The organism is Enterococcus sp. DIV0436a (assembly GCF_051711605.1).
GTDB classification, from domain to species: Bacteria; Bacillota; Bacilli; order Lactobacillales; family Enterococcaceae; genus Enterococcus_B; species Enterococcus_B faecium.
The window spans coordinates 1,744,617-1,770,728 of record NZ_JBIONA010000001.1 but is presented as its reverse complement, the minus strand read 5'-3'; the positions used below and the strand labels follow the sequence as shown (position 1 = coordinate 1,770,728).

At 38.4% G+C, this 26,112-nt stretch carries 25 protein-coding genes and 1 other annotated feature; of the genes, 20 read left to right on the top strand and 5 right to left on the bottom strand.

Annotation, left to right across the window (positions count from 1 at the left end; all coding sequences use genetic code 11):
* Positions 1-66: 66 nt before the first annotated feature.
* A complete protein-coding gene (locus IGL15_RS08600; RefSeq protein ID WP_002330097.1) occupies positions 67-432 on the top strand; it encodes a DUF488 domain-containing protein in 366 nt (121 codons plus the stop codon).
* Positions 429-2,240, top strand: coding sequence for an FAD/NAD(P)-binding protein (locus IGL15_RS08595; RefSeq protein WP_104765388.1), 1,812 nt, complete (start codon positions 429-431; stop codon positions 2,238-2,240). The genes IGL15_RS08600 and IGL15_RS08595 overlap by 4 nt, the downstream gene beginning before the upstream one ends.
* Positions 2,241-2,301: 61 nt before the next feature.
* Here IGL15_RS08595 and IGL15_RS08590 read toward each other — a convergent pair whose 3' ends face one another.
* Complete coding sequence (locus IGL15_RS08590) at positions 2,302-2,469, bottom strand: DUF3042 family protein (protein ID WP_002288457.1); 168 nt, start codon at positions 2,467-2,469, stop codon at positions 2,302-2,304.
* Between the two features lie 248 nt (positions 2,470-2,717).
* On the opposite strand from IGL15_RS08590, the gene galE reads away from it, so the two are divergent.
* The 7 genes from galE to tsaD all read left to right on the top strand — a co-directional run bounded on the left by galE (position 2,718) and on the right by tsaD (position 9,130).
* Positions 2,718-3,707 carry a UDP-glucose 4-epimerase GalE gene (gene galE / locus IGL15_RS08585; RefSeq protein ID WP_002288452.1) on the top strand — a complete coding sequence of 330 codons (990 nt, stop codon included), beginning with the start codon at positions 2,718-2,720 and terminating at the stop codon, positions 3,705-3,707.
* A gap of 11 nt (positions 3,708-3,718) precedes the next feature.
* On the top strand, positions 3,719-5,203 hold the full coding sequence (gene galT, locus IGL15_RS08580; protein WP_104765389.1) for a UDP-glucose--hexose-1-phosphate uridylyltransferase: 1,485 nt from the start codon (positions 3,719-3,721) through the stop codon (positions 5,201-5,203).
* Between the two features lie 23 nt (positions 5,204-5,226).
* Entirely contained in the window at positions 5,227-6,207 is a 981-nt protein-coding gene (locus IGL15_RS08575) for a LacI family DNA-binding transcriptional regulator (protein ID WP_002317797.1), read from the top strand.
* 190 nt (positions 6,208-6,397) lie between these two features.
* Positions 6,398-7,120 carry a tRNA (adenosine(37)-N6)-threonylcarbamoyltransferase complex dimerization subunit type 1 TsaB gene (gene tsaB / locus IGL15_RS08570; RefSeq protein ID WP_205216883.1) on the top strand — a complete coding sequence of 241 codons (723 nt, stop codon included), beginning with the start codon at positions 6,398-6,400 and terminating at the stop codon, positions 7,118-7,120.
* On the top strand, positions 7,104-7,646 hold the full coding sequence (rimI, locus tag IGL15_RS08565; protein ID WP_002293890.1) for a ribosomal protein S18-alanine N-acetyltransferase: 543 nt from the start codon (positions 7,104-7,106) through the stop codon (positions 7,644-7,646). Before tsaB ends, rimI (IGL15_RS08565) begins: the two co-directional genes overlap by 17 nt.
* Positions 7,647-7,652: 6 nt before the next feature.
* On the top strand, positions 7,653-8,117 hold the full coding sequence (gene rimI, locus IGL15_RS08560; RefSeq protein WP_002306425.1) for a ribosomal protein S18-alanine N-acetyltransferase: 465 nt from the start codon (positions 7,653-7,655) through the stop codon (positions 8,115-8,117).
* Positions 8,114-9,130 (top strand): tRNA (adenosine(37)-N6)-threonylcarbamoyltransferase complex transferase subunit TsaD, encoded by a 1,017-nt coding sequence (tsaD, locus tag IGL15_RS08555; RefSeq protein WP_002306427.1) that lies wholly within the window; start codon positions 8,114-8,116, stop codon positions 9,128-9,130. The genes rimI (IGL15_RS08560) and tsaD overlap by 4 nt, the downstream gene beginning before the upstream one ends.
* A gap of 571 nt (positions 9,131-9,701) precedes the next feature.
* Here tsaD and IGL15_RS08550 read toward each other — a convergent pair.
* Positions 9,702-10,403 carry a Crp/Fnr family transcriptional regulator gene (locus IGL15_RS08550; protein ID WP_002288442.1) on the bottom strand — a complete coding sequence of 234 codons (702 nt, stop codon included), beginning with the start codon at positions 10,401-10,403 and terminating at the stop codon, positions 9,702-9,704.
* Between the two features lie 460 nt (positions 10,404-10,863).
* Between IGL15_RS08550 and arcA the strand changes: the two genes are divergently transcribed.
* The 4 genes from arcA to argS all read left to right on the top strand — a co-directional run bounded on the left by arcA (position 10,864) and on the right by argS (position 16,378).
* Positions 10,864-12,093 (top strand): arginine deiminase, encoded by a 1,230-nt coding sequence (arcA, locus tag IGL15_RS08545; RefSeq protein ID WP_002288439.1) that lies wholly within the window; start codon positions 10,864-10,866, stop codon positions 12,091-12,093.
* A gap of 90 nt (positions 12,094-12,183) precedes the next feature.
* Complete coding sequence (gene argF / locus IGL15_RS08540) at positions 12,184-13,203, top strand: ornithine carbamoyltransferase (RefSeq protein ID WP_002288437.1); 1,020 nt, start codon at positions 12,184-12,186, stop codon at positions 13,201-13,203.
* 114 nt (positions 13,204-13,317) lie between these two features.
* On the top strand, positions 13,318-14,265 hold the full coding sequence (arcC, locus tag IGL15_RS08535) for a carbamate kinase (RefSeq protein ID WP_002288434.1): 948 nt from the start codon (positions 13,318-13,320) through the stop codon (positions 14,263-14,265).
* A gap of 147 nt (positions 14,266-14,412) precedes the next feature.
* Positions 14,413-14,610, top strand: a binding site (T-box leader).
* 76 nt (positions 14,611-14,686) lie between these two features.
* Positions 14,687-16,378, top strand: a complete 1,692-nt coding sequence (gene argS / locus IGL15_RS08530; RefSeq protein ID WP_002317792.1) for an arginine--tRNA ligase — start codon at positions 14,687-14,689, stop codon at positions 16,376-16,378.
* 343 nt (positions 16,379-16,721) lie between these two features.
* On the opposite strand, the gene phnX is transcribed toward argS, so the two are convergent.
* The 3 genes from phnX to IGL15_RS08515 form a co-directional block, all read right to left on the bottom strand.
* Positions 16,722-17,507: a phosphonoacetaldehyde hydrolase gene (phnX, locus tag IGL15_RS08525; RefSeq protein ID WP_002317791.1), complete on the bottom strand. Its 786-nt coding sequence runs from the start codon at positions 17,505-17,507 to the stop codon at positions 16,722-16,724.
* Positions 17,500-18,591: a 2-aminoethylphosphonate--pyruvate transaminase gene (phnW, locus tag IGL15_RS08520; RefSeq protein ID WP_104765400.1), complete on the bottom strand. Its 1,092-nt coding sequence runs from the start codon at positions 18,589-18,591 to the stop codon at positions 17,500-17,502. The genes phnX and phnW overlap by 8 nt, the downstream gene beginning before the upstream one ends.
* Positions 18,592-18,807: 216 nt before the next feature.
* The gene (locus IGL15_RS08515) at positions 18,808-19,287 is read right to left on the bottom strand and encodes an arginine repressor (protein ID WP_002293881.1); all 480 of its coding nucleotides are present in this window, start codon (positions 19,285-19,287) and stop codon (positions 18,808-18,810) included.
* Positions 19,288-19,645: 358 nt separating this feature from the next.
* Here IGL15_RS08515 and rpsB point away from each other — a divergent pair, with 358 nt between their 5' ends.
* From rpsB to IGL15_RS08480, 7 genes are all read left to right on the top strand, one after another.
* Positions 19,646-20,428, top strand: coding sequence for a 30S ribosomal protein S2 (rpsB, locus tag IGL15_RS08510; RefSeq protein WP_002293880.1), 783 nt, complete (start codon positions 19,646-19,648; stop codon positions 20,426-20,428).
* A gap of 98 nt (positions 20,429-20,526) precedes the next feature.
* Entirely contained in the window at positions 20,527-21,408 is an 882-nt protein-coding gene (gene tsf / locus IGL15_RS08505) for a translation elongation factor Ts (RefSeq protein ID WP_002293878.1), read from the top strand.
* A 135-nt stretch (positions 21,409-21,543) separates the two neighbouring features.
* Entirely contained in the window at positions 21,544-22,266 is a 723-nt protein-coding gene (pyrH, locus tag IGL15_RS08500) for a UMP kinase (RefSeq protein WP_002293877.1), read from the top strand.
* 2 nt (positions 22,267-22,268) lie between these two features.
* The gene (frr, locus tag IGL15_RS08495; RefSeq protein WP_002293875.1) at positions 22,269-22,826 is read left to right on the top strand and encodes a ribosome recycling factor; all 558 of its coding nucleotides are present in this window, start codon (positions 22,269-22,271) and stop codon (positions 22,824-22,826) included.
* A 191-nt stretch (positions 22,827-23,017) separates the two neighbouring features.
* A complete protein-coding gene (locus tag IGL15_RS08490; protein WP_000195429.1) occupies positions 23,018-24,190 on the top strand; it encodes an IS256-like element IS256 family transposase in 1,173 nt (390 codons plus the stop codon).
* Between the two features lie 162 nt (positions 24,191-24,352).
* Complete coding sequence (locus IGL15_RS08485) at positions 24,353-25,165, top strand: isoprenyl transferase (RefSeq protein ID WP_002317620.1); 813 nt, start codon at positions 24,353-24,355, stop codon at positions 25,163-25,165.
* Positions 25,162-25,962 (top strand): phosphatidate cytidylyltransferase, encoded by an 801-nt coding sequence (locus IGL15_RS08480; protein ID WP_002294135.1) that lies wholly within the window; start codon positions 25,162-25,164, stop codon positions 25,960-25,962. The genes IGL15_RS08485 and IGL15_RS08480 overlap by 4 nt, the downstream gene beginning before the upstream one ends.
* Positions 25,963-26,112 lie beyond the last annotated feature (150 nt).

Below are 26,112 nucleotides of genomic sequence, written 5' to 3'. Positions count from 1 at the left end.
TTTTTTATTTTGTGCTATTATCTACATATATAAGCTAAGCGAAAAGGCAGAAAGAAGGAAACAACTATGATCAAATTAAAACGTGTTTACCTTGATGCTGAAAAAGAGGATGGCTATAGAATACTCGTGGATAGATTCTGGCCCCGAGGAATTTCAAAAGAAAAAGCGCAGTTAGATCTGTGGTTGAAAGAAATTGCACCTAGTAATGAAGCACGCAAAACTTTTGACCATGTACCAGAACGATTTGCTTCATTTGCAAAGAAATACCAGCAAGAATTGATTTTCGAAGAAGAAAAGAAGCAAGCTATTCTTAAACTCAGTCAACTTATGAAAGAACATCCAGTCATTACTTTTGTTTATGGTGCAAAAAATGAACATCAGAACCATGCTGTTTTATTGAAAAAATTTATCGAAATGGAGGCATGCAAATGAAAATAGGGATCATTGGTGCCGGACCTAGAGGATTAAGTGTAGCAGAAAGGATTCTCCATAATAATCAGGGCAGACATTCTCTTGAACTTTTTCTTTTCGATCCCAATGGTCCTGGAGGTCGAGTTTGGCGGTTGAATCAGCCACCGGAGTTATTAATGAATTCTGTTTCTCAACAAGTGACGCTTTTTACAGATGAAACATTGTCCAGTGGAGGATTGGTAACACAGGGACCCAACTTGTTTCAATGGAGTAAAGGACCTGCTACAGATTATATCGAACAGACGGTAACTAAAAATAAGCAACTAATTATAGAAGAAATCAATCGTCTGGAAAAAGATCAGCAATCTACTCGATGTTTATACGGACTCTATCAACGCTGGTTTTTCTCAAAGTTGCAAGAAGAATTTCCAGCTTCTATTCAGTTTGTTTATTCTTTAGTAAAAAAAGTCAGCAAAAGAAAAGATGGTTATCTTTTACAGACAGATCAGCAAAGCTATTCTATCGATCAGCTTGTTTTAGCAAGCGGTCACTGGGAAAATGATGAGACAGAAGAAGAAAGAGTGTGGGTAGACTACGCAAAGAAAAATGATTTACTGTATCAGCTTCCTTCTAATCCTGCAGATGTCGATCTTTCGAAGATACCGCCTAAAGAAAATGTCTTTTTAAGAGGTCTAGGCTTAAGTTTTTTTGATTATGTCGGATTGTTTACAGTATCAAGAGGAGGGCGCTTCGAGAACGAAAAGGGAAAACTTGTCTATCATCCATCAGGCAAGGAACCGATTGTATACAGTGGATCAAGAAGGGGGCTCCCTTATTACCCTCGAGGAAGAAACCAAAAGCAAGGCGGAGCAATGGCATGGCCACGGTTACTAACAAAAGAAAACCTGGAGCAATGGCATCAGTCGGGATTTTTGACTGGCGAAACATTTTTTGACTATCTGAAAAAAGACGTTGAGTTGTTTTATTACAAGAAAATCATCGAAGAATATCATTTGCCGATTCCAAAGAAAAATTTTGAGCATGATTTTCTCTCCCTCTCTTCAGAGGAGTGTCTCGGAAAGCATCCAGCACTAATCCCTTATAGATGGGATTGGTCGTATTTAGAAATTCCTCTTACCTATCAGGATGAGTCCTTTGCAGAAGCTAGCCGAGCATTTATTGAAGGGCAGATAAAAGAAGCGGAAAAAGGCAATTGCACAGGAGCATTTGCTTCAACATTTGATGCATTAAAAGACTGGCGTGATCCAATCCGGCAGGCTATTGAATGGCACGTTTTTTCTGCAAAGGAATACAAAGAAATACTATGGGGATGGTTTACTCATCTAAATAGCTTTTTAACGATCGGTCCGCCAGTCATTCGGACGAAAGAATTAGCAGCACTGATAGATGCGGGTATTTTTCATTTGATCGAACCGCCACTTGATATTCAGCAAAAGCACAACCGCTATGTTATTTCTCTACAAGATAAAGAAATCAGCAGTCGCTATTTGATTGAAGCTCGATTGCCACAAACAAGCTTTTCTCGTTCAAGTAATCCTGTCATAAAAAATTTGAAGGAAAACAAACTTGTTCGCCCTTTTTCATTTTCAGATAATACAGGAAGTTATCATTCAGAAGCTATAGATGTTGAGCGAGGTACGAATCGCGTGATTGATGCTTCAGGGGAAATCCAGTCTGACTTTTATTGCTATGGAATACCTGTTGAAGGTGTGGATTGGCTAACTGCAGCAGTAGCTAGACCTTATACAGATCCATGGAATCTGAGACAGGCAGATAAAATAGCACAACTTATATTGACTGACAAATAAAAATACGCATGATGACTTATTTGTTCTTTCAAAAGTCTTCATGCGTATTTTTAAATAATTATTAACGAGAAACGCGTTTGCGCATTGCTTTTTTACGGTTTTCTTCGATCATTGCTTCTTTTTCGTCAATTGGATCGATCACTGTTTTTTTCACAGAAGCGACCAAACCAGCAACGGCAGCGGCTGTTGCCAGACTTCCTACTAATATTCCAGATACAAATTTTTTCATTGAATCCACCTCATTTATTATTTGTTATATCTATTATGGAACAAAAGAGAAAAAAAGGCTAGTTTTACGTTTGTTTGTAAACCTTTGCAAAAAATCCTTGAAAATGTTTACTAAATGTTTTATTATAAATTTACCATATGAATTTACGAAATTTTACTTTGTTTGTTTTCACCATAAAAGTAAACTTCGTTTTTTTAAATTATATAGAATCAACAAACACAATTTTACTAATCAAAGGAGTGTTTTTTATGACAATTTTAGTACTAGGCGGAGCCGGTTATATCGGTTCGCACGCTGTAGACCAGCTAGTTCAAAAGGGGTATCAAGTAGCTGTGGTAGATAATTTGCTCACAGGTCACAAACAAGCAGTACATCCAGATGCTCATTTTTATGAAGGAGACATCCGGGATAAAGAATTTCTACGTTCCGTATTTGAAAAGGAACCGATTGAAGGAGTAATCCATTTTGCTGCAAGCTCTTTAGTAGGAGAATCTGTCGAAAAACCATTGATGTATTTCAACAACAACGTATACGGTATGCAAATCTTACTTGAAGTCATGCACGAGTTCAATGTGAATAAAATCGTGTTCTCTTCTACTGCAGCAACTTACGGAGAACCAAAAGAGTCTCCAATCACAGAAGATACACCAGCTAATCCTAAAAATCCGTATGGTGAAAGTAAATTGATGATGGAAAAAATGATGAAGTGGTGTGACCAAGCATATGGCATGCGCTATGTCGCTTTGCGCTACTTCAATGTAGCCGGAGCAAAAGCAGATGCATCTATCGGAGAAGATCATACACCAGAAACGCATCTTGTCCCAATCATTTTACAAGTAGCTCTTGGTCAAAGAAAAGCCTTGGCTGTTTATGGAGACGATTATGATACACCAGATGGAACATGTATCAGAGATTATGTTCAAGTAGAAGATTTGATTGCTGCACATATTTTAGCTTTGGAATACTTGAAAGAAGGAAATGAAAGCAACTTCTTCAATTTAGGCAGCAGCAAAGGATACTCAGTCAAGGAAATGCTAGAAGCAGCTAGAGAAGTGACAGGAAAAGAAATTCCAGCAGAAATAGCACCAAGAAGAGCTGGAGATCCTAGCCGATTAGTCGCTTCAAGTGAAAAAGCGAGAGAGATTCTGGGCTGGAAACCTGAATACACAGATATCAAAGCAATTATCAAAACAGCATGGGATTGGCATGTCAGCCATCCAAATGGTTATGAAGAATAGGGGAATGAGATATGTCAATCAGTCAAACGATTTGTGATTTTGCCACACTTGCGATCGAAGCTGGCGGATGGATGGAAATGGACCGCTTATATTTACAGAATCGTCTTTTAGGGATGGTAGGAGAAGATGCTCTAGAAAGCATTGAAGTAAGACTAGTTAAGGAAGAATCTGTAGACTTATTGGATCAGCTTGTCGCTAAGGCAAGAGAAAATGGTGTTCTTTCAGAATTGCCAGCAGAACAAGAGATTTTTGAAGCGCAATTAATGGATTTTCTCACACCGCCACCTTCAGTCGTCAATGCATTCTTTGCACAGCACTATTCGAAAAGCCCAGAGGAAGCAACTGAGTATTTCTTTAATTTAAGTAAGAAAAATGACTACATCAAAACAAGAGCCATCGCAAAAAACATCAAATTTCCGGCAGAGTCGGAGTATGGTGAACTGGAAATCACAATCAATTTATCTAAGCCAGAAAAAGATCCAAAACAAATCGCAGCAGAACGCGAGGCGGTAAAAGTAGACTATCCTACCTGCATGCTTTGCATGGAAAACGAAGGATATAGAGGTCGCTTGAACTATCCAGCCCGCACCAATCACCGGATTATTCGAATGAATCTAGACGGTGAAAGCTGGGGATTCCAATATTCCCCTTATGCTTATTACAATGAACATTCGATTATTTTATCAGAACAACACCGCCCGATGAAAATCACAAAGGAAACATTTGCTAGACTGCTTCGGATTACTGAAGTCTTGCCTCATTACTTTGTTGGTTCGAATGCTGACTTACCAATTGTTGGAGGATCGATTCTTTCTCATGATCATTATCAGGCAGGACGTCATGAATTTCCTATGGCAAAAGCACCGATAGAAAAACTTATCAAACTAGAAGATTATCCGCAAGTCATCGCAGGAGTCGTGAAATGGCCGATGTCTGTGATCCGTTTGCAATCAACAGAGAAAAACTTGCTGATTGAAGCAGCTAACTCAGTATTGGAAAAGTGGAAAGCATATTCGGATGAAACAGTATCTATCAGAGCTTTTTCAGCAGATGGTACACCACACCATACGATTACGCCAATTGCACGAAGAAGGGACAATTACTTTGAGTTGGACCTTGTCCTTCGAGACAACAATGTTTCAGAAGAACATCCTGATGGGATTTTTCATCCACATAAAGATGTCCAACATATCAAAAAGGAGAACATTGGGTTGATCGAAGTAATGGGGCTTGCTGTTTTACCACCTCGTTTGAAACCAGAACTAGTAGAAGTAGAGCATTTCTTATTAGGAGAAGAAAACCAGATGGCTGAATATCATCGTCCGTGGGCAGAACAATTAAAAAAAGAACATCCTGATTTGACGAAAGATACGGTCACCGATGTCGTACAAAAATCTGTAGGTCAGGTTTTTGCACGTGTACTGGAAGACGCTGGAGTATTCAAGCGAGATGAAAAAGGACAGGCAGCGTTTGAACGATTTACTGCAATTTTATAAACGTAAAAAAGGAGGAGAGACAAATGGCAACAATTAAAGACATTGCGCAGTTGGCAGGAGTTTCTCCTGCTACTGTTTCAAGAGTTCTCAACTATGATCCTGATCTTTCCGTTGGCTTAGCCACAAAGCAAAAAATTTTTGAAGCAGCAGAACGCTTAAATTATACGAAACATCGTAAAAATGCAGCAAATACTAAGCAAACGCTTCGCCTGATCCAGTGGTACGACGATACGGAAGAGCTTGAAGATCTTTATTATTTATCTATTCGTCTAGGAATCGAAAAAAAGGCAGAAGAAGCAAACGTTACTTTATTGAAAGAAACGTGGGATTCCATTAGTGATCTTCCGACAGATGGAACGATCGCACTAGGAAAATTCGACGAAGCTCAGTTATTAGAAATGAAAGGATCCCAAAATGCCTTGCTTTTGGTAGATTCTGACGGCACTTCTCAAGGAATCGACTCTCTAGTTGTCGACTTTAAGTCAAGTGTTCAAAAAGTCATTGAACACTTTGTCTCCCATAAAGCGCAACATATCGCTATGCTTGCTGGAACAGAATATACGAAGAAAAACCATCAGCGGCTAAAAGATCCCAGAATTATGGCATTTCAACAAGTTTTGGCAGAAAAAGGCTACGACGAAGGTCTAATTATCGAAGCAGATTTTTCTGTCGAGTCAGGATATCAAGCAGTTAAGAAGTATTTAAAAACGAATCCGCATGTTCCTGATGCGCTTTTTGCAGCTAATGATGCATTAGCGATTGGCGCACTGAAAGCGATTCAAGAAAAAGGTTTAGTGGTACCAGAAGATATTTCTGTGATGGGCTTCAATGATGTCAGTGTAGCGAAATATGTAACGCCCTCTCTTTCTACTGTAAAAGTTTATACCGAATGGATGGGAGAGCTAGCAGTGGAGACGATTCTTCAATTAAGTAATTCCAAAGCACCGGTTTCAAGAAAGATTATTGTGGAAACAGAGTTGATTATTCGAGAATCAACGAAATAAAAGATGGAAAAGCTGTGGGGAAATGGAGTGATACCGCAGCTTTTTTGTGTTTCAGGAAGGGGCAAAATTTGCCCGCCAGCAGATAATCATGTATCATTGTACTAGTTTTGCCTTTGGTATTTTCATCCTCAGAATAAAAAAGTATGCTACAATGGAAGGCGAGAATGTCATAGCAGAAAGGATCAAATATATGATTACATTAGGAATAGATACTGCAAACCAAACTTTGGCGATCGGTGTGGTAGAAGACGAACAAATTCTTGGACAAATACAAACAAATATCAAACGCAACCACAGTGTAACACTGATGCCTGCAATCGACCAATTGTTTGCAGATCTTCAAATAAGTCCAAAAGACATTGACCGAATCGCGGTTTCTGATGGTCCCGGTTCTTATACAGGGCTTCGTATAGGTGTAACGACAGCAAAAACGATTGCTTATACATTAGATAAAGAGCTAGTAGGAGTATCTAGTCTGAAAACCATCGCGGCTAATTGCATCGGTGTGGATAAAATTATTGTGCCCATGTTTGATGCTCGAAGAAAAAATGTATACGCTGGGGCATACCGCTGGAAAGAAAATAGATTAGAAACTGTACTTGAAGATGTACATATTTCTGCTTCTGATTTGTTCACACAACTACAAAAGCTGAATGAAGCTATTTATTTCGTCGGGAGTGATTGTCACAAATTCTTCTCTGAAATAAAGGAGATATTGCCTAGTGCGATGATTAATACAGTTCCAGCATGGGATATTCCAAGTGGTGTAACTGTGGCTCAATTAGGTACTTTAGCTGAATCAGTTGCAGAGAAACAAGCTTTTCTTCCTCGCTATTTAAAACGAGTAGAAGCAGAAGAAAAATGGTTGGAGACGCACACACCTGGAGACGAAAGTTATGTTGAAAAAATTTAGAGCGTATGCCAGAAGCTTTTTTCAAGATAAAATGATTTATACAGAAAAAACAATCGAACAAATCGATCGTCGTTACGTACTAAGAGAATTGACTACAGAAGATATCAAAGAGCTGCTGGATGTCGAACGAGAAGTCTATAATGGCGAATTGCCATGGACAAAAAGTGCCTTTATATCAGAATTGAAGTCACCGCTTCCTCATCTATATCTAGGTATCTTTGATAATGGAAGAATGATTGGTTTTATCGGTTCAAGAGCGTTCGGTTTAGATTGCCATATCACGAATATTGCCGTTCGACCGGCATATCAGCGTAAACGAATCGGTTCGCTGCTTATTGACGAAATCGAGAACTTTGCTATAATGAATCGCTGTGAGACGATGTCATTAGAAGTGCGTATGAGTAATCAAGATGCACAAAGACTTTATCGGAAATTGGGGTTTCAAGCAACAACGATCAAAAAAAGATATTACACTGAAACAAAAGAAGATGCATTGGATATGATAAAACTTTTAGAAAATGAGTGAGATTAGTTGATTTGCAGAAAAAAAGATTTTGATGAAGCGTACTTGGCAGAATGCGTATGGGTGATTAGCGAAAATGCTTATCCACATGGTTCACCTTGGACGAAAATGCAGTTTTTGGCAGACATCCAACAGCCTCACTCTGATTATCTGCTTTTAGTTGAAGATAACCAGATCTGTGGCTTTATTGGATACTCGAAAGTAATAGATGAAGTCGAGATCACAAATATTGCTGTTGCAGTTTCAGAACAAGGAAAAGGGCATGCACGGCATTTGCTACAATTACTGATTACGGAACAAATAAAAGATTCGCTGCATGTTTTTTTAGAAGTACGTCTATCTAATGAAGCAGCAAGAAAACTTTATGAATCAGAAAAGTTTCGTATATTAGGTAAACGGAAATCATATTATCGCAATCCGACGGAAGATGCGATCATTATGAGCAGAAAGTTAAAAACGGAGACGATGAAATGAATGAAGAATTGATTCTGGCGATTGAATCAAGTTGTGATGAAACGAGTGTAGCGGTCGTTAGAAATGGAACAGAGATCTTATCTAACATCGTTGCTTCTCAAATAAACAGTCATAAACGTTTTGGTGGCGTAGTTCCTGAAGTAGCTAGCCGCCATCACGTAGAACAAATCACCTTATGCTTGGAAGATGCACTGGTAGAAGCTGGTGTGTCGGCAGAAGATTTATCGGCAGTCGCTGTCACTTATGGACCAGGACTTGTCGGCTCGTTGCTGATTGGTATTTCTGCAGCTAAGGCTTTTGCTTGGGCACACCAATTGCCGCTTATTCCTGTAAACCATATGGCAGGGCATATCTATGCAGCCCGTCTGGTTAAACCATTCCAGTTTCCATTGATGGCACTTCTTGTTAGCGGAGGACATACAGAATTAGTCTATATGCAAGAAGATGGATCATATGAAATCATTGGGGAGACAAGAGATGACGCAGCAGGAGAAGCTTATGACAAAGTTGGAAGAGTATTAGGTCTTTCTTACCCAAGCGGAAAAGAAATCGATCAGCTAGCTCATCAGGGAAAAGATAATTACCATTTTCCACGAGCGATGATCCATGAAGATAATTATGATTTCAGTTTTAGCGGATTAAAAAGTGCATTTATCAATTTGGTGCATAATGCACAACAGCGTGGAGAAGATCTAGACAAAAATGATTTAGCAGCTAGTTTTCAAGCAAGTGTGATCGATGTATTGATTACTAAAACACTTCGAGCTTGTCAAAATTATCCAGTCAAGCAACTGATTGTAGCTGGAGGTGTAGCGGCCAATCAAGGGTTGCGTAAAGGATTGCAGGATGCTTTGGCAACTAAACTCCCTGAGGTAGAACTAGTGATTCCCCCTCTTCGACTTTGTGGAGATAATGCTGCAATGATTGGAGCAGCAGCACATGTGGAAATGCAAAAAAGAAATTTTGCTAGCTATCAGTTGAATGCTGATCCAAGCTTGGTTTTATCTGAATAAAGAGGTTGTGAAAAATCTGCCCTGCATCAAGTAATAAGAACAGCCCAGAAAAAACGGCTTCTCATGTTTTTGACCTGGCTGTTCTTGTTACCGCGTATGCAAGCTTTTGAACGCCGTTTAATCAAGAGTTCGTAAGCCTGTCGTTTAACTCTGATTCACAAGGAACAATTTCAAAAAACAGCTCCTCATGTTTATGAACATTATGACTTGTGACCGAAGAGTTGACAGGTACACACCGTTTAATCGAAATAAGGGCTGTGACACGCTTTTGTCAAAGCCCTATTTTTTACAGCTTATTCATCATTATCCGTTCCTCTGATTGCCCTCACTGATTAATCGTTTATTGTCGAGGAATATCGAATAATCTAGGTCGGATGAGGACAAGACGCTTCCTCTAGTTAATCTATCAGTATTTTTTGCAAACAGTGAATATTACATAACTGAAACACACATAGAAAATCTTTGAGTCTTGCCCAGTGATCTAAAACTGCCGGATCTTTCAGAAGTTTTAGGGAGGAAAATAAGCAGTGACCCTGATATTTATCAGGGTCACTGCTTATTTTTGTTCGCGTTATTCTCTCATAGCTGGAGTAGTAGCTGTCTTACAGAAAGTAAAACGCTTTTTGTCATAATCTAACAGTCCGGAATCACGTAGTTGTTTGATTACTTGTCCAGCAGTTTCACGTGTCGTGCCGCTATTCACTGCTAATTCTTTTAAGGTGATCGGATAAGGAATGGTGATATGACCATCTTTTGTTGGTACGCCCAATTCTTCTTTCAAAATGAATAAATTTTGTTTTACCCGGTCAAAGGCGCTAGAGGTCAATCCGATTTGGATACGCAATTCATGTATTTCAACTACTTTAGAAATTTTTTGTATCATATAGATCAACTGTTCGGGATTTTTTCGTGCTAATTTTTCATAGTAGGAAACAGGAAGGTAGAATGTTTCAATATCAGTCATCGCTTGAGCTGTATAAGTGTAGGTCTCTTCTCCAAACATTCCTGACATAGGAAAAAGGTTATTTGTATTCACATAGTCATAGTAGTAATAAGTTGCACTTTCATCATAACGTTCTAAACGAACGAGTCCTTTGGTCAAGATATACAACCGTTGTCTGGGATCACCATCGTCGAAAAGGATCTGTCCTTTTTTATAAGAACGAAGAACAGTATGTTCCTTGATCTGTTGGAACTCTTCATCCGAGAAATGTTCAAAATCAGGTTGATATCTGAGTTTTGAAAAGTGAAAATCGATTTTATTAACACGCATTAAAAAGTCCTCTCCTTATTGTTCACTATATTTATTGTCACTTTTTTTAAAGAATTTGTAAAGTTTTAACATACCAACATTAGAAACAAGTTTTAATACTTTACAAATATAATTTGTTATTATGTAAAAAATATACAATGGTATTGAATAATTTGTTTTGAAGCGAATGATTTGTGTATAAAAAACAACAATAATACATATAGTAAACGCTAACAACGCTAATATAATTTATTTTTTTAATTTATTCAAAAAAATTTTTTCAATGAATAAATATTTTTTTGAAAGTGTATACAGAATAAAAAATGAATAAATTACGCTTAAAAATAGAAAAACGTTTAATTATTTAATTATCGAATATTAATGTGAGGAATGTCTCATTTTGAATGAGACAAAATTATGAAAGTGATTACAAAAGGAGGATATCCTATACATGTAATCAAAAAGAAGGAGGCAACACAACATGGATAAACCTATTCACGTTTTCTCTGAAATAGGGAAATTAAAGACAGTTTTACTGAAACGGCCTGGACAAGAAGTGGAAAATTTGACACCAGATATTATGGATCGTCTGTTGTTCGATGATATTCCATATCTTCCGATTGCTCAAGAAGAACATGACAACTTTGCAAAGACATTGCAAAATGAAGGCGTCGAGACTCTTTACTTGGAAAAATTAGCGGCAGAAGCGATTGACGCAGGCAATGTCAAAGAACAATTCTTGAATAAAATGTTGGATGAATCTCATATTGCATCGAATGCTGTAAGAGAGGGTCTTCATGAGTTCCTTCTATCAATGGAAACGCAAGAAATGGTAGATAAAATCATGGCTGGGGTTCGTACAAAAGATATTGAAGTACGTTCTAGCAGTCTATACGATCTGTCAGCAGACGATGACTATCCATTTTACATGGACCCAATGCCAAACTTGTACTTTACACGCGACCCTTCCGCATCAATGGGAAATGGGATGACAGTCAATAAGATGACTTTTGAAGCACGTCGTCGTGAATCGATGTTTACAGAATATATTTTGAAACATCATCCAAGATTTGCAAATAAAGGAATCGAAGTATGGTTGGATCGTGAAAATCCAGATCATATCGAAGGCGGAGACGAATTGATCTTAAGCGATAAAGTAGTAGCTGTTGGGATTTCTCAACGAACTAATGCGAAAGCTTTAGAAAAATTAGCACGCCACCTATTCGCAAAAAATTCAGGATTTGAAAAAGTGTTAGCAATCAAAATTCCAAACAACCGTGCAATGATGCATTTGGATACCGTATTTACAATGGTAGATCACGATAAATTCACTATCCATCCAGCAATTCAAAGTAAAGACGGTAAGATGGATGTCTTTACAATCGAACCAGATGGTGATGATATCAAGATTACTCATTCAGATAACTTACACGAAACGATGAAAGCTGCTCTTGGATTAGATGATCTTGTACTGATCCCAACTGGTAATGGAGATGAGATCGTTGCACCTCGAGAACAATGGAATGATGGATCAAACACATTGGCAATCGCTCCAGGTGTTGTAGTCACTTATAACCGAAATTATGTATCGAACGAATTGCTTCGTAGCTATGGCATCAAAGTGTTAGAAATCAATTCAAGTGAATTGTCACGAGGCCGTGGTGGTCCACGCTGCATGAGCCAACCACTTGTCCGTGAAGACTTGAAGTAATTTGTTTCCTGACGGCGGTCTTACTGTCAGCTGCCGTCGGGATTTCCTCTTTAATCTTAAATAAAAACAATCTAAAGGAGAATGTTTAATATGAAAGAATCAGTATTCCAAGGAAGAAGCTTATTAGCAGAAAAAGACTTTACAAAAGAAGAATTACAATATTTGATCGATTTTTCAGAACACTTGAAAGACTTGAAAAAACGTGGTATCCCACATCACTATCTAGAAGGAAAAAATATTGCGCTTTTATTTGAAAAAACATCTACACGTACTCGTTCTGCATTTACTACTGCAGCGATCGATCTAGGTGCACATCCTGAATATCTAGGTGCAAATGATATCCAATTAGGTAAAAAAGAATCCACAGAAGATACAGCTAAAGTACTAGGTCGTATGTTTGATGGAATCGAATTCCGTGGATTCAGTCAAAAAATGGTAGAGGAACTAGCAGAATTCTCTGGTGTTCCAGTTTGGAATGGCTTGACTGATGAATGGCATCCAACACAAATGATCGCTGACTTTTTAACTATCCAAGAAAACTTTGGAACAGTAGAAGGTATCACTGTTGCTTACTGCGGAGATGGTCGAAACAATATGGCTAACTCTTTATTAGTCACAGGTGCAATTTTAGGAGCGAATATGCGTATCGTTGCACCAAAAGAATTACAACCTGAAGAAGAAATCGTCAAAATGGCAGAAGGCTTTGCTGAAAAATCCGGTGCACAATTGATGATTACCGACGATGTTGATAAAGGTGTAGACGGAGCAGACGTCCTTTATTCTGATGTATGGGTATCAATGGGTGAAGAAGATAAATTCGAAGAACGTATCAAATTGTTGAAACCTTACCAAATCAATATGGAAATGGTAGAAAAAACACACAACACAGATCGTTTGATCTTCTTGCACTGCTTGCCAGCTTTCCATGATACAAACACTGTTTACGGTGAACAAATGAAAGAACGCTTTGGCATCACTGAAATGGAAGTAACAGATGAAGTCTTCCGCAGCAAATATGCTCGTCAATTTGACCAAGCAGAAAATCGTATGCACTCAATCAAAGCGATCATGGCAGCAACATTAGGTAACTTGTTTATCCCTCGCGTTTAAGCATAACCACATTCATCTCACGAAAAAACGAGTCAGCATTGAGGGAAAATCACAAAACGCTGGCTCGTTTTGTTATCTAGAAAATTCGGTAGAACTGAAGAAAGGACGAATGAAATGGCCAAACGAAAAGTAGTTGTCGCTTTAGGGGGTAATGCAATCTTGTCTACGGATGCAAGTGCAAAAGCCCAACAAGAAGCGTTAATGGAAACAGCAAAGTATTTAGTGAAATTTATCGAACAAGGAGATGAATTGATCATCTCCCACGGAAATGGTCCGCAAGTCGGTAACTTATTGATTCAGCAGCAAGCTGCTGATTCTGAGAAAACACCGGCAATGCCTTTAGATACATGTGTTGCAATGACAGAAGGATCTATCGGTTACTGGTTACAAAACGCCATGGGCGAAGTACTGAAGGAAAAAGGGATCGATAAAGATGTGGTTTCTTTAGTCACTCAAGTTATTGTGGATGAAAATGATCCTTCATTCAAAAATCCAAGTAAACCAGTCGGTCCATTCTACACGGAAGAAGAAGCCAAAGAACAAATGAATGCTGACTCCACTGTGACATTCAAAGAAGATGCTGGACGTGGATGGAGAAAAGTAGTCGCTTCCCCTAAACCCATCTCGATTAAAGAAGCACGTGTCATCGAAACGCTGGTCGATCAAGGAGTTATCACAGTCTCTGTTGGTGGCGGTGGGATTCCTGTTGTAGAAACAGCTACTGGATTAGAAGGACGAGAAGCCGTAATCGATAAAGATTTTGCTTCAGAAAAATTAGCCGAAATCATCGATGCGGATTTGCTGATCGTATTGACAGGAGTAGACAATGTGTATGTCAATTACCAAAAACCAGATCAAAAGAAATTAGAAACTGTTACTGTTTCAGAAATGAAACAATACATTGATGAAAAGCAATTTGCTCCAGGAAGCATGCTTCCGAAAGTAGAGGCAGCTATTGCATTTGTTGAAGCAAAACCAAACGCTAAGGCAATCATCACTTCTTTAGAAAATATCGAGAATCTTTTAGCTTCTGAAGAAGGAACGATTATCGTAGCTGATTAATTTGTTAAGTCTTTCGTATTTACGAAATGATTTATAGCTATCCAGGTGGTATTTCTTCTCCTTTAGGCCATCTGGATTGTTTTTTTATCAGAAACGACTAGCCTTTCGTTTTTTTTTCTGATATAATTCAAGAAAGTTTAATAAGACTAAGATTTGTTGAACAAGAGAGTACTTGTATCATTCTTGGCTAGCGAATTCGGAAGTGGTGGAAGCCGAATGAAGAAGATACAACGAAGCGCACTTGGAGAATTCTGTTTTAAACAGACGGTCGTCTACCGATATCAGATGGAGCTGGTCCTTTTTTAGGACAATTGGAGTGGTACCGCGGGAAATCTCGTCTCTAGTGATGGCATACTAAGTATGCCGTCGCTAGAGATTTTTTTTGTTTAACAATCAAGGGAGCACTTTAGGAGGAATAAAGATGAATAATAAAGATCTTGTCGCAAAAGCTGTCTATGACGCTGTCAAAGATGATTTAACACTGGAACAAGTCGAACAATTACTAGAAAATCCAAAATCAGCTGAACACGGAGATGTTGCATTTCCAGCCTTTTCATTAGCAAAAGTTTACCGAAAAGCGCCACAGCAAATCGCTGCAGATTTAGCAGAAAAAATCGATTCTGCCAACTTTGAAAAAATCGAAGTTGTCGGACCTTACTTGAACTTTTTCATGAATAAAGAACTTATCAGCAAAAAAGTTTTGCAAACAGTAGTGAAAGAAAAAGAACATTATGGGGATAGCAATATCGGGAATCAAGGAACAGTACCAATCGACATGTCTTCTCCTAATATTGCCAAACCAATCTCAATGGGACATTTGCGTTCGACAGTTATCGGTAATTCGATCGGTTTCATTATGGAAAAAATCGGTTATCAGCCAATCCGCATCAACCATTTAGGTGATTGGGGAACACAGTTTGGAAAACTGATCGTCGCTTACAAAAAATGGGGTACAGAAGAAGCTGTTAAAGCAGAACCAATCAATGAATTGCTTCGTTTATATGTCCAATTCCATGAAGTAGCTGAAACAGAACCAGAATTAAATGAAGAAGCTCGTGCTTGGTTCAAACGTCTGGAAGAAGGCGATGAAGAGGCTATTCAATTATGGCAATGGTTCCGTGATGAATCGATGAAAGAATTCAATAAAATCTATGATCTGCTGGAAGTACGTTTCGATTCGTTGAACGGTGAAGCTTTCTACAATGACAAGATGGATGAAATCGTCAAACTTTTAGAAGAAAAACATTTGCTGAACGAGGATAAAGGTGCAGAGATCGTTGACCTATCTGCTTATGACCTGAATCCAGCGTTGATTAAGAAGTCAGACGGTGCGACACTATACATTACACGTGACTTAGCTGCTGCATTGTACCGTAAACGTACTTACGACTTCAAACAATCTCTATATGTAGTAGGGAATGAACAAAGCTATCATTTTAAACAGTTGAAAGCTGTCTTGAAGGAAATGGGCTTTGACTGGTCTGACGACATGCACCATATTCCATTTGGTTTGATCACACAAGGTGGTAAAAAATTATCAACTCGTAAAGGAAAGATCGTCTTATTAGAAGAAGTATTAAATGAAGCAATCCAATCTGCTAAAGAACAAATCAGCGAGAAAAACCCTGATTTGGAAAACAAAGATGCTGTAGCTAAACAAGTTGGGGTTGGGGCAGTCATTTTCCACGATTTGAAAAACGATCGACTGAATACATTTGACTTTAACCTGGAAGAAGTTGTTCGATTTGAAGGAGAAACTGGACCTTATGTGCAATATACACATGCTCGTGCAGTCAGCCTGTTGGAAAAAGCAGGATTTGTCCCTTCAGAAACAGCAGACTATGCATTGAATGACGATACCAGCTGGGAAGTGGTTAAATTAGTTCAAAAATACCCTGAAACGGTCTTGTCTGCTGGGGAAAAATACGAACCGTCAGTGATTGCGAAACATGCAATCAAATTAGCACAAGCATTCAACAAATACTATGCTCATACGAAGATTTTAGCTGATGATGAACAAAAAGAAGCACGCTTAGCTCTAGTTTATGCAGTGACTGTATTATTGAAAGAAGATCTTCGTTTGCTAGGACTTCATGCACCAGATAAGATGTAGGAAAAAGAGAATGTGAAATCAGCATTCTGATCCGAGTATTAGAGAAACAAAAGAGAAAATAGCTTTTCAAATTTTATCGTTTTTTGAGCAAATACCGAGAGTCAGCTGAATGAACACCGTTTAGTGGAGAGGTTGTCTCTTAAACACTGTTTGTTTGCAAATAAGGGGACTGTGACAAAAGTCGTGTCACAGCTCCCTTTTTTTTCGAATAAACGGTGTTCAAAAGCTTGCATCTGCGGTAATAAGCCCACCAAACAAAAAATATGAGGAGCTATTTTTGTTTGGCTGTTCTTATTACTTGATGCAGGACAGCTTTTTCACGACCTCTTATTTTGTATAAAAGTCATTCTGGATTCTTGTCAGCGTACAAAATGTATTTTGTTAACTCTTTTAAATTGTTTACACAAATATCAGCGCCGGCTTGTTGGAATCTAAGAGCAACAGAGTGTTTTAAACGATCTTTTTTCCCCATCTCTAATTTTTGGTACTCATCATAAGAAATCCCCATTAGCGAACTACCTTCAATTACACCTACTGTCAACACTCCGGCATTTTTCCCTTCCTGGATATCTGAGACCGTATCTCCGACTTTGATTACTTCATCAACCGACTTGTTTTTGAAGTACTGCATGTTTTTATGGATCATATAAGGAAACGGTCGACCATACCCTTCGACGTCTTCAGAAGTTGCTATGAAGTCTGGTGAATACCCTTCTTTTTTTGCGGTTTCTGCTACGATTGCCATCATAGGAGCAGTAAATCCAGTCGTGGAACCAATATTGATCCCAGCGTTTCTCAACCGTTCGATCGTTTCCAATGTGTCGGGTTTCAAAGTAGAATGCTTGACCAAATCTTTAAACAGATAATGTTCAAATTGTTGATACAATTCCTCCACCTCTTTTTCCTGAGGTAGTTGTCCATAAATAGCTATCCATTGTTTTTTGACAGAAGGGAGGGAAAGAAGCTGTTGGATATGATCCCATTTTAATTTTCCCATCGGTTCGCGGATTTCTTTGTCAGTCAGTTGGATTCCTTTTTCTAGAAAAGCATTTCTAAAAGCGTGGACAGGAGCCATACAGCCAAAGTCCACAGTTGTTCCTGCCCAATCAAAAATTACAGTTTTAATCATTAACGTTCTCCTTATAGTCTTTGATAATTGCTGTCAGTTCCAAAATATCTTCCGGATAGATCTCGCCAATATTTCCGATACGAAAACATTCATGATCGCTGATTTTCCCGGGATAGATCACAAATCCGTTTTGCTTTAAATACTGATAAAAATGATTAAAATCAAATCGCCAGTCCTTAGGGTAAAGAAAAGAGGTGATGAATGGCCCCTGATATTCTTGAATGAAAGACTGGAACCCCATCTCTGTCATTTTTTGTCGTAGCACATGATTATTGGCGAGATAACGTGAATATCGAGTTTCGATTCCTCCTTCTGCCTCTAGTTCCTTCAGCGCTTGTTGAAAAGCCAAAACCGTATGGGTAGGGGAAGTGAAACGCCATTTGCCATTCTCGTTTTCCATCACGCGGTACTGGTCATATAGATCAAGTGACAAACTTCGGCTAACATTTTTTCGTTTTTCCAGTTCCGCTTTATTAGCAAGTACAAAAGAAAAGCCCGGAACACCTTGAATACATTTGTTTGAGCTGGAAATCAAAAAATCAATCCCTAGTTCGGCTACACGAATCGGTATCCCACCAAAGCTTGACATCGCGTCCACTATAAACAAAAGATCTCTTTCTTGTGTGACAGCAGCAATCTCTTCCAAATTATTCAAAATACCGGAAGTAGTCTCGCTATGGACCATTGCTAGTGCGGAGATAGACGGATTCTCTTCAATCAGCTGTGTAATCACATGAGCTTGGAGGATTTGATGTTCCGATACCTCATAAACGGTATAGTTCAGTTTCAGACATTCGCACATGTTGATCATTCGTTGTCCATATGCGCCGTTTGAACAAATCAGTACAGTATCTTCTGGCCTGATCACAGAACTTAATACCGATTCTACCCCGAAGGAGCCGCTACCTTGCATTAAGACCGTTGTGTATATTCCTTCCGATACTTGAGCAAGATCCAGTAATTTTTTTCTTATCCATTGTGTAATTTCTTTGTATTCTTGATCCCAAGTACAATGATCGATCAGCATAGCATTTTTCACTGTTTCAGAAGTCGTCAATGGTCCAGGAGTTAATAATTTATACATATGATTTCCTTTCATTTCTTTTTTGAAATACACAAAGAGCAAGAAGCTGCTCTTGTTAACATCCAATATAAATGATGATTATTGTGATTCAATCAAGGTGTTGAAAAATTTGAATAAAAAATGATGTATTTTTGTAAAGAGTGTAAAGGTTTATTTAATAAGGAAAATATTGAAAATAAAAAAACACGCATTCCATATTAGGAATACGTGCTCTGATTAAAAAAGTGATACTTCAGTTGGATGGTGAAGAAATTCTTCTACTCGTTTTGCGTCCTCCTCATTTTCCGAGATGACCATGATCGTATCGAATCCAGCAATTGTACTGACAATAGAGGGAGGTTTGATCTCATCTAAAACAGATGCAAATAAATGAGCATTGTCTGGCAAGGTATTGACGATTGTCAAAAAGTGGACTCGTTCGACTTTCAATACAATGTCTTCAATCATTTGAACCAGCCGATCCTCTTCCTCAGTCCTAGTCTCAGGAGTTCCTTTTTCGCGAAACAATACGAAGCGGGAAACGCCATTTTCATCAGGTGCCTTCACGATTTTTAGATCACGGATATCTCGAGAAATCGTTGCCTGCGTGGCGGTAACGCCATAATGCCCAAGTTTGTTTAATAGTTCTTCTTGCGTACGGATCGGGAATTCTTCAATGACTTGTTTAATCAGCAAATGTCTTTGAGCTTTGCGCATTTTCTTTCTCCTTTACGAAAGATTTCACATGTATCATAACAAAAAAAAGAAGGATTGCCCAATAATATTCGTCTTTTATACCTAAAATTATTTTATGGAAAAAGGATAATAAAGAAACAAAGAGAAATCTACTGTTTTTCTTGAATTCTTTTTATCTTTCAGGTAAACTATTGAATGTTGAGCAGAAAAGTATATTTGCTCTTGCGATACGGATCTTTTGTCTGTATAATAGCTGAGGGTGCTTTATGCATCAGCAAATCCACATTCTTATTGGATTGTCGGTAGGTGCTTGAAAAAGTTTGCCGGCAAGGTAGAAGATAAGAAGAGGAAAAATAAAACCAAATCGGAGGAAACAAACATGGCAGTAATTTCTATGAAACAATTACTAGAAGCCGGCGTACACTTTGGTCACCAAACTCGTCGCTGGAACCCAAAAATGAAGAAATATATCTTCACAGAAAGAAACGGAATCTACATCATTGACTTGCAAAAAACAGTTAAATTAGTAGATGCAGCTTATGATTACATGAAGAGCGTTGCTGAAGAAGGTGGCGTAGCATTATTCGTAGGTACAAAAAAACAAGCACAAGAAGCAATCAAAGAAGAAGCAACTCGTGCAGGACAATACTTCGTTAACCATCGTTGGTTAGGCGGAACATTGACAAACTGGGATACTATCCAAAAACGTATCAGCCGTTTGAAACAAATCAATGCAATGGAAGAAGATGGAACTTTTGAAGTTCTACCTAAAAAAGAAGTTGCTGGTTTGAACAAAGAACGTGAACGTCTTGAAAAATTCTTAGGCGGTATCGCTGATATGCCAAGAATCCCAGATGTAATGTACATCGTTGACCCACGTAAAGAACGTATTGCTGTTCAAGAAGCACACAAATTAAATATCCCAATCGTAGCTATGGTTGATACAAACTGCGATCCAGATGAAATCGACGTAGTAATCCCTTCAAACGACGATGCAATTCGTGCCGTTAAATTGATTACTTCAAAAATGGCTGATGCTTTCATCGAAGGAAACCAAGGTGAAGATCAAGTAGTTGAAGAAGATTTCACAGAAGAAAACACAGCAACGTCAATCGAAGAAATCGTAGATGTTGTTGAAGGCGACAATTCTTCAGCAGAATAATTTTGAATGATGGAGCTGTTTCAAAGGCTGGGCGACAAGCCTCACTCTCCTTTGAAGCAGCTTTTTTTAAAAAGAAAAACACACAGGAGGAGTTAAACATGGCAGACGTTACAGCTAAAATGGTAAAAGAACTACGCGAAATGACTGGCGTAGGAATGATGGATGCGAAAAAAGCATTAGTTGAAGTAGAAGGCGACATGGAAAAAGCAGTTGATCTTTTACGTGAAAAAGGAATGGCAAAGGCTGCGAAGAAAAATGACCGCATTGCAGCTGAAGGATTGGCTTCAGTTGCTGTGAAAGGTAACACTGCAGCAATCGTTGAAGTAAACTCAGAAACAGACTTTGTTTCTAAAAACGAAATGTTCCAAGATTTAGTAAAAGAAATTGCAGAACTTGTTGCTGAAAACAAACCAGCAGACATGGAAGCTGCAATGAAAATCAAAACAGATAAAGGTACAATTGAATCTGACTTGATCGAAGCAACTCAAGTTATCGGAGAAAAAATCAGCTTCCGTCGCTTTGAAGTTGTAGAAAAAGACGACAATGCTGCATTTGGTGGATACTTGCATATGGGCGGACGTATTGCCGTATTGACTGTTCTAGATGGAACAACTGACGAAACAGTTGCAAGAGACGTAGCTATGCACGTAGCAGCTATCAATCCTCGTTATGTAAACGAATCACAAATTCCAGAAGCTGAATTAGAACATGAAAAAACTGTTCTTACAGAACAAGCATTGAACGAAGGCAAACCAGCGAATATCGTTGAAAAAATGGTAGAAGGACGCTTGAAGAAATTCAAAGCAGAAATCGCTTTGGTGGACCAACCATTCGTTAAAGATCCTGATATGACTGTTGAAAAATACGTTGCATCAAAAGGCGCAACTGTTAAAACATTCGTACGTTTCGAAGTTGGCGAAGGTATCGAAAAACGCGAAGATAACTTTGTAGAAGAAGTTATGAGCCAAGTGAAAAAATAATTCTGTTGAATAACAGACGGGAACGCACGGTTTGTGCGCTCCCTTTTTTTAAGCAAAACAAGAAAAACCAGTCTTAGAGTGTCGAAATCATCTAAGTATGGTAAAATGGCAATAGAAAATATTGGAGGAATGAACATGGTCACACCGAAATATCAGCGTGTAGTCTTAAAATTGAGTGGAGAAGCTTTAGCTGGGGATGCAGGATTTGGAATCAAACCACCAGTAATCAAAGAAATCATCCAAGAAATCAAAGAAGTTCACGAGCTGGGCGTTGAAATGGCAATCGTTGTGGGCGGCGGAAATATCTGGCGCGGACAAATCGGAGCACAAATGGGCATGGAACGTGCTCAAGCTGATTACATGGGTATGTTAGCTACAGTTATGAATGCCTTAGCTTTACAGGATACGTTGGAAAACGTGGGTGTACCGACACGCGTGCAAACTTCGATTGAAATGCGTCAAATCGCAGAGCCATATATTCGCCGTAAAGCAGAACGTCATTTAGAAAAAGGACGGATCGTTATCTTTGCAGGCGGTACCGGCAACCCGTACTTCTCGACAGACACAACAGCAGCATTACGCGCGGCAGAAATCGGCGCAGATGTTATCCTGATGGCTAAAAACAATGTAGACGGTGTTTATTCTGCTGATCCGAAAGTAGATGCAAATGCAGTAAAATTTGAAGAACTGACTCATCTGGAAGTTATTGCCAAAGGATTACAAGTCATGGATTCAACTGCAAGTTCACTAAGCATGGATAATGATATTCCACTGCTTGTCTTCAATTTAAATGAACACGGAAATATTCGCCGTGCAATCTTAGGCGAAAATATCGGAACAACTGTAAGGGGGAAATAAAAATGGCAGATGCAATTATGACAGAAGCAAAAGAAAAAATGAAAAAAGCAGCACAAAATCTTCAACGTGAACTTGGGCAAATCCGCGCAGGCCGTGCGAACGCTAGCCTTTTGGACCGTATTACTGTGAACTACTACGGTGCGCCAACACCATTGAACCAAATGGCATCAATCCAAATACCAGAAGCACGTGTTTTAATGATTACACCTTTTGACAAGAGCATTCTTCAAGATGTTGAAAAAGCTATTATGGCAAGTGATATCGGAATCAGTCCAACCAATGATGGAAATGTCATTCGCTTAGTTATCCCGCAACTGACAGAAGAACGCAGAAAAGAATTAGCTAAAGATGTTAAAAAAGAAGCAGAAAATGCAAAAATCGCGATTCGTAACATCCGTCGTGATGCGATCGATGAATATAAAAAACAACAAAAAAATGGTGATATTACCGAAGATGATTTGCGCGGATTAGAAAAAGACGTACAAACATTGACAGATAACAGCATCAAAGAAGTAGATAAGATCGCTGCTGATAAAGAAAAAGAATTATTGGAAGTTTAATAAAATCATAAAAACAGAGGGGCGGATCATTCCGCTTCCTCTGTTTTTATTTATATTTCTTTTATTTAAAAATTAAAAAAAGAAAAAATTGATAAAGTCCGTATAATTGTGTAAAAGTAAAAAGGCCATATAACAGTCCTTTTACGGTACAATGTTTTTAACGACAAAAACATACCCAGGAGGACTTTTACATGACCCAAGTACATTTTACACTGAAAAGCGAAGAGATTCAAAGCATTATTGAATATTCTGTAAAGGATGACGTTTCTAAAAATATTTTAACAACGGTATTTAATCAACTAATGGAAAATCAACGAACAGAATATATTCAAGCAAAAGAATATGAACGAACAGAAAACCGACAAAGTCAACGAAATGGCTATTATGAGCGCAGCTTTACGACACGTGTAGGCACGCTAGAATTAAAAGTACCCAGAACACGTGATGGCCATTTTTCACCCACAGTGTTTGAACGTTATCAACGAAACGAAAAAGCCCTCATGGCTTCAATGTTGGAAATGTATGTATCAGGCGTTTCAACTCGTAAAGTATCAAAAATTGTGGAAGAACTTTGTGGTAAATCCGTCTCTAAGTCCTTCGTTTCTAGCTTAACAGAACAGCTAGAACCTATGGTTAACGAGTGGCAGAATCGTTTATTATCAGAAAAAAATTATCCTTACTTAATGACCGATGTACTCTATATAAAAGTACGAGAAGAAAATCGAGTACTCTCAAAAAGCTGTCATATAGCGATTGGAATAACCAAAGATGGCGACCGTGAAATTATCGGCTTCATGATTCAAAGTGGCGAAAGCGAAGAGACCTGGACAACATTTTTTGAATACCTAAAAGAACGCGGTTTACAAGGTACGGAACTCGTTATTTCTGATGCGCACAAAGGATTAGTCTCTGCCATTAGAAAATCCTTCACCAACGTAAGTTGGCAAAGATGCCAAGTTCACTTCCTAAGAAATATCTTTACCACCATTCCTAAAAAAAATTCAAAATCTTTCAGAGAAGCTGTTAAAGGAATTTTTAAGTTCACAGATATTAACTTAGCGCGTGAGGCTAAAAATCGATTGATTCATGATTATATCGATCAACCAAAATATTCAAAAGCTTGCGCATCATTGGATGATGGATTCGAAGACGCCTTTCAATATACCGTACAAGGAAATTCCCACAATCGACTAAAGAGTACCAATCTAATTGAACGACTGAATCAAGAAGTACGCAGAAGAGAAAAGATTATTCGCATCTTCCCCAATCAAACATCAGCCAATCGCTTAATTGGAGCCGTTCTTATGGACCTACATGATGAATGGATTTATTCTTCAAGAAAATACATCAATTTTGATAAGTAGAAATGGTAAAAACATTGTATAGCATTTTACACAGGAGTCTGGACTTGACTAAAAAATTATTCAGTTTTTAAATAAAAAAACAATGATTTCATAGGAAAAACAGTTAGATATTGCTATAATACTTAAGATAGTGGGAATCTTTTAAGTATAGGAGGAAAAAGAATGTTACGTTTTTTTCCGCAAAAAAACAAATATATTCAAGAAAAAAGCGAATTTCAATTTAATACCGATGGACCAATTCCTCAGCACATTGCCATCATCATGGACGGCAATGGTCGTTGGGCGCAAAACCGTCGTTTGCCACGAGTTGCTGGCCATAAAGAAGGCATGGAAACAGTAAAGAAAGTCACAAAAAAAGCATCAAGGCTTGGAGTGAGAGTGTTGACGCTTTATGCCTTTTCGACTGAAAACTGGAAGCGACCAAAAGATGAAGTAAGTTTTCTCATGCAACTACCTGTCGACTTCTTTGATACGTTCGTACCAGAATTGATTAAAGAAAATGTCAAAGTTCATGTCATGGGTTATGAAAACGTATTGCCAGAACATACGCAAGATGCTGTAAGACGTGCAATTGAGCAAACAAAAAACAATACTGGAATGGTATTGAATTTTGCTTTGAATTATGGAAGTAGAGCAGAGATCGTGACTGCTGTCCAAGAAATTGCCGAAGAAGTAGCAAAAGGAGAAATACACGCAGAAGAAATCGATGATGAATTGATTGCTAAGCATTTAATGACAGGTTTCTTGCCTAAAGAGTTACAAGATCCTGAGCTGATGATCCGTACAAGTGGAGAAGAGCGAATTAGTAATTTTCTGTTATGGCAGATCGCATATAGTGAGCTGTATTTTACAAAAGCGCTTTGGCCTGATTTTGATGGTGCGCATCTTGAAGAAGCAATCGCCTCTTATCAAAATCGAGACCGTCGATTCGGCGGTGTAAAAAAAACAGAAGATGAGAAAGGGGATCAGTCATGAAACAACGTGTGATCACAGCAGCCGTGGCGCTAGTCTTGTTTATTCCGATTATATGGATCGGAGGCATAGCAGTTGAGCTTACAGCAGCAATCTTAGCGGTAGTAGGAGTTTACGAGCTGTTCCGGATGAAAGGATTGACACTCTTAAGTTTTGAAGGAGTTTTATCCGCCGTTGGTGCAGTGTTACTTGTTTTGCCAAAAGAAAGATGGTTTTTCTTTCTTCCAGAGAATGTAAGTACATTTATGTTATTTTATCTTATAGTTATGATTCTTTTAGGAACATCAGTTATTTCTAAAAATACGTATACGATTGATGAAGCAGGTTTTCCTGTGCTTGTCAGCTTGTATGTGGGAATAGGCTTCCAGAATTTTGTCAATGCACGAACAGAAAGCTTGGCTGTTTTGATATTTGGTCTATTTATTGTTTGGGCAACTGATATCGGAGCATATATGGTTGGTCGACGTTATGGTCAGCATAAGTTAAGTCCTGATATTTCGCCCAACAAAACGATTGAAGGTGCGCTCGGTGGTATCGGTAGTGCTGTTGTAGTCGCATTTCTTTATTTATTGCTATACCCAGCAAAAGAACTATTCAATCATGGTATGTTTGTCATGCTTCTGATGACGATTATTTTTTCAGCAGTCGGACAATTTGGTGATTTGGTCGAATCTGCAATCAAACGTCATTATGATGTGAAAGACTCGGGAAATATCTTACCAGGCCATGGTGGAATCTTAGACCGTTTCGACAGTTTGCTGTTTGTATTTCCTATCATGCATTTATTTGGCATTATTTAGTAAGTATACCTGCGTTTCTTTGTGAATTTCATAAAAGACGCAGGTTTTTATTTTTCATTATATTGATACTATTGGTGTCTTTGGTATACTATGGTAAAATTATAGTGTTTTATCGTTGTTTTATAAAAAACACAAAAAACAAGTAAAGGA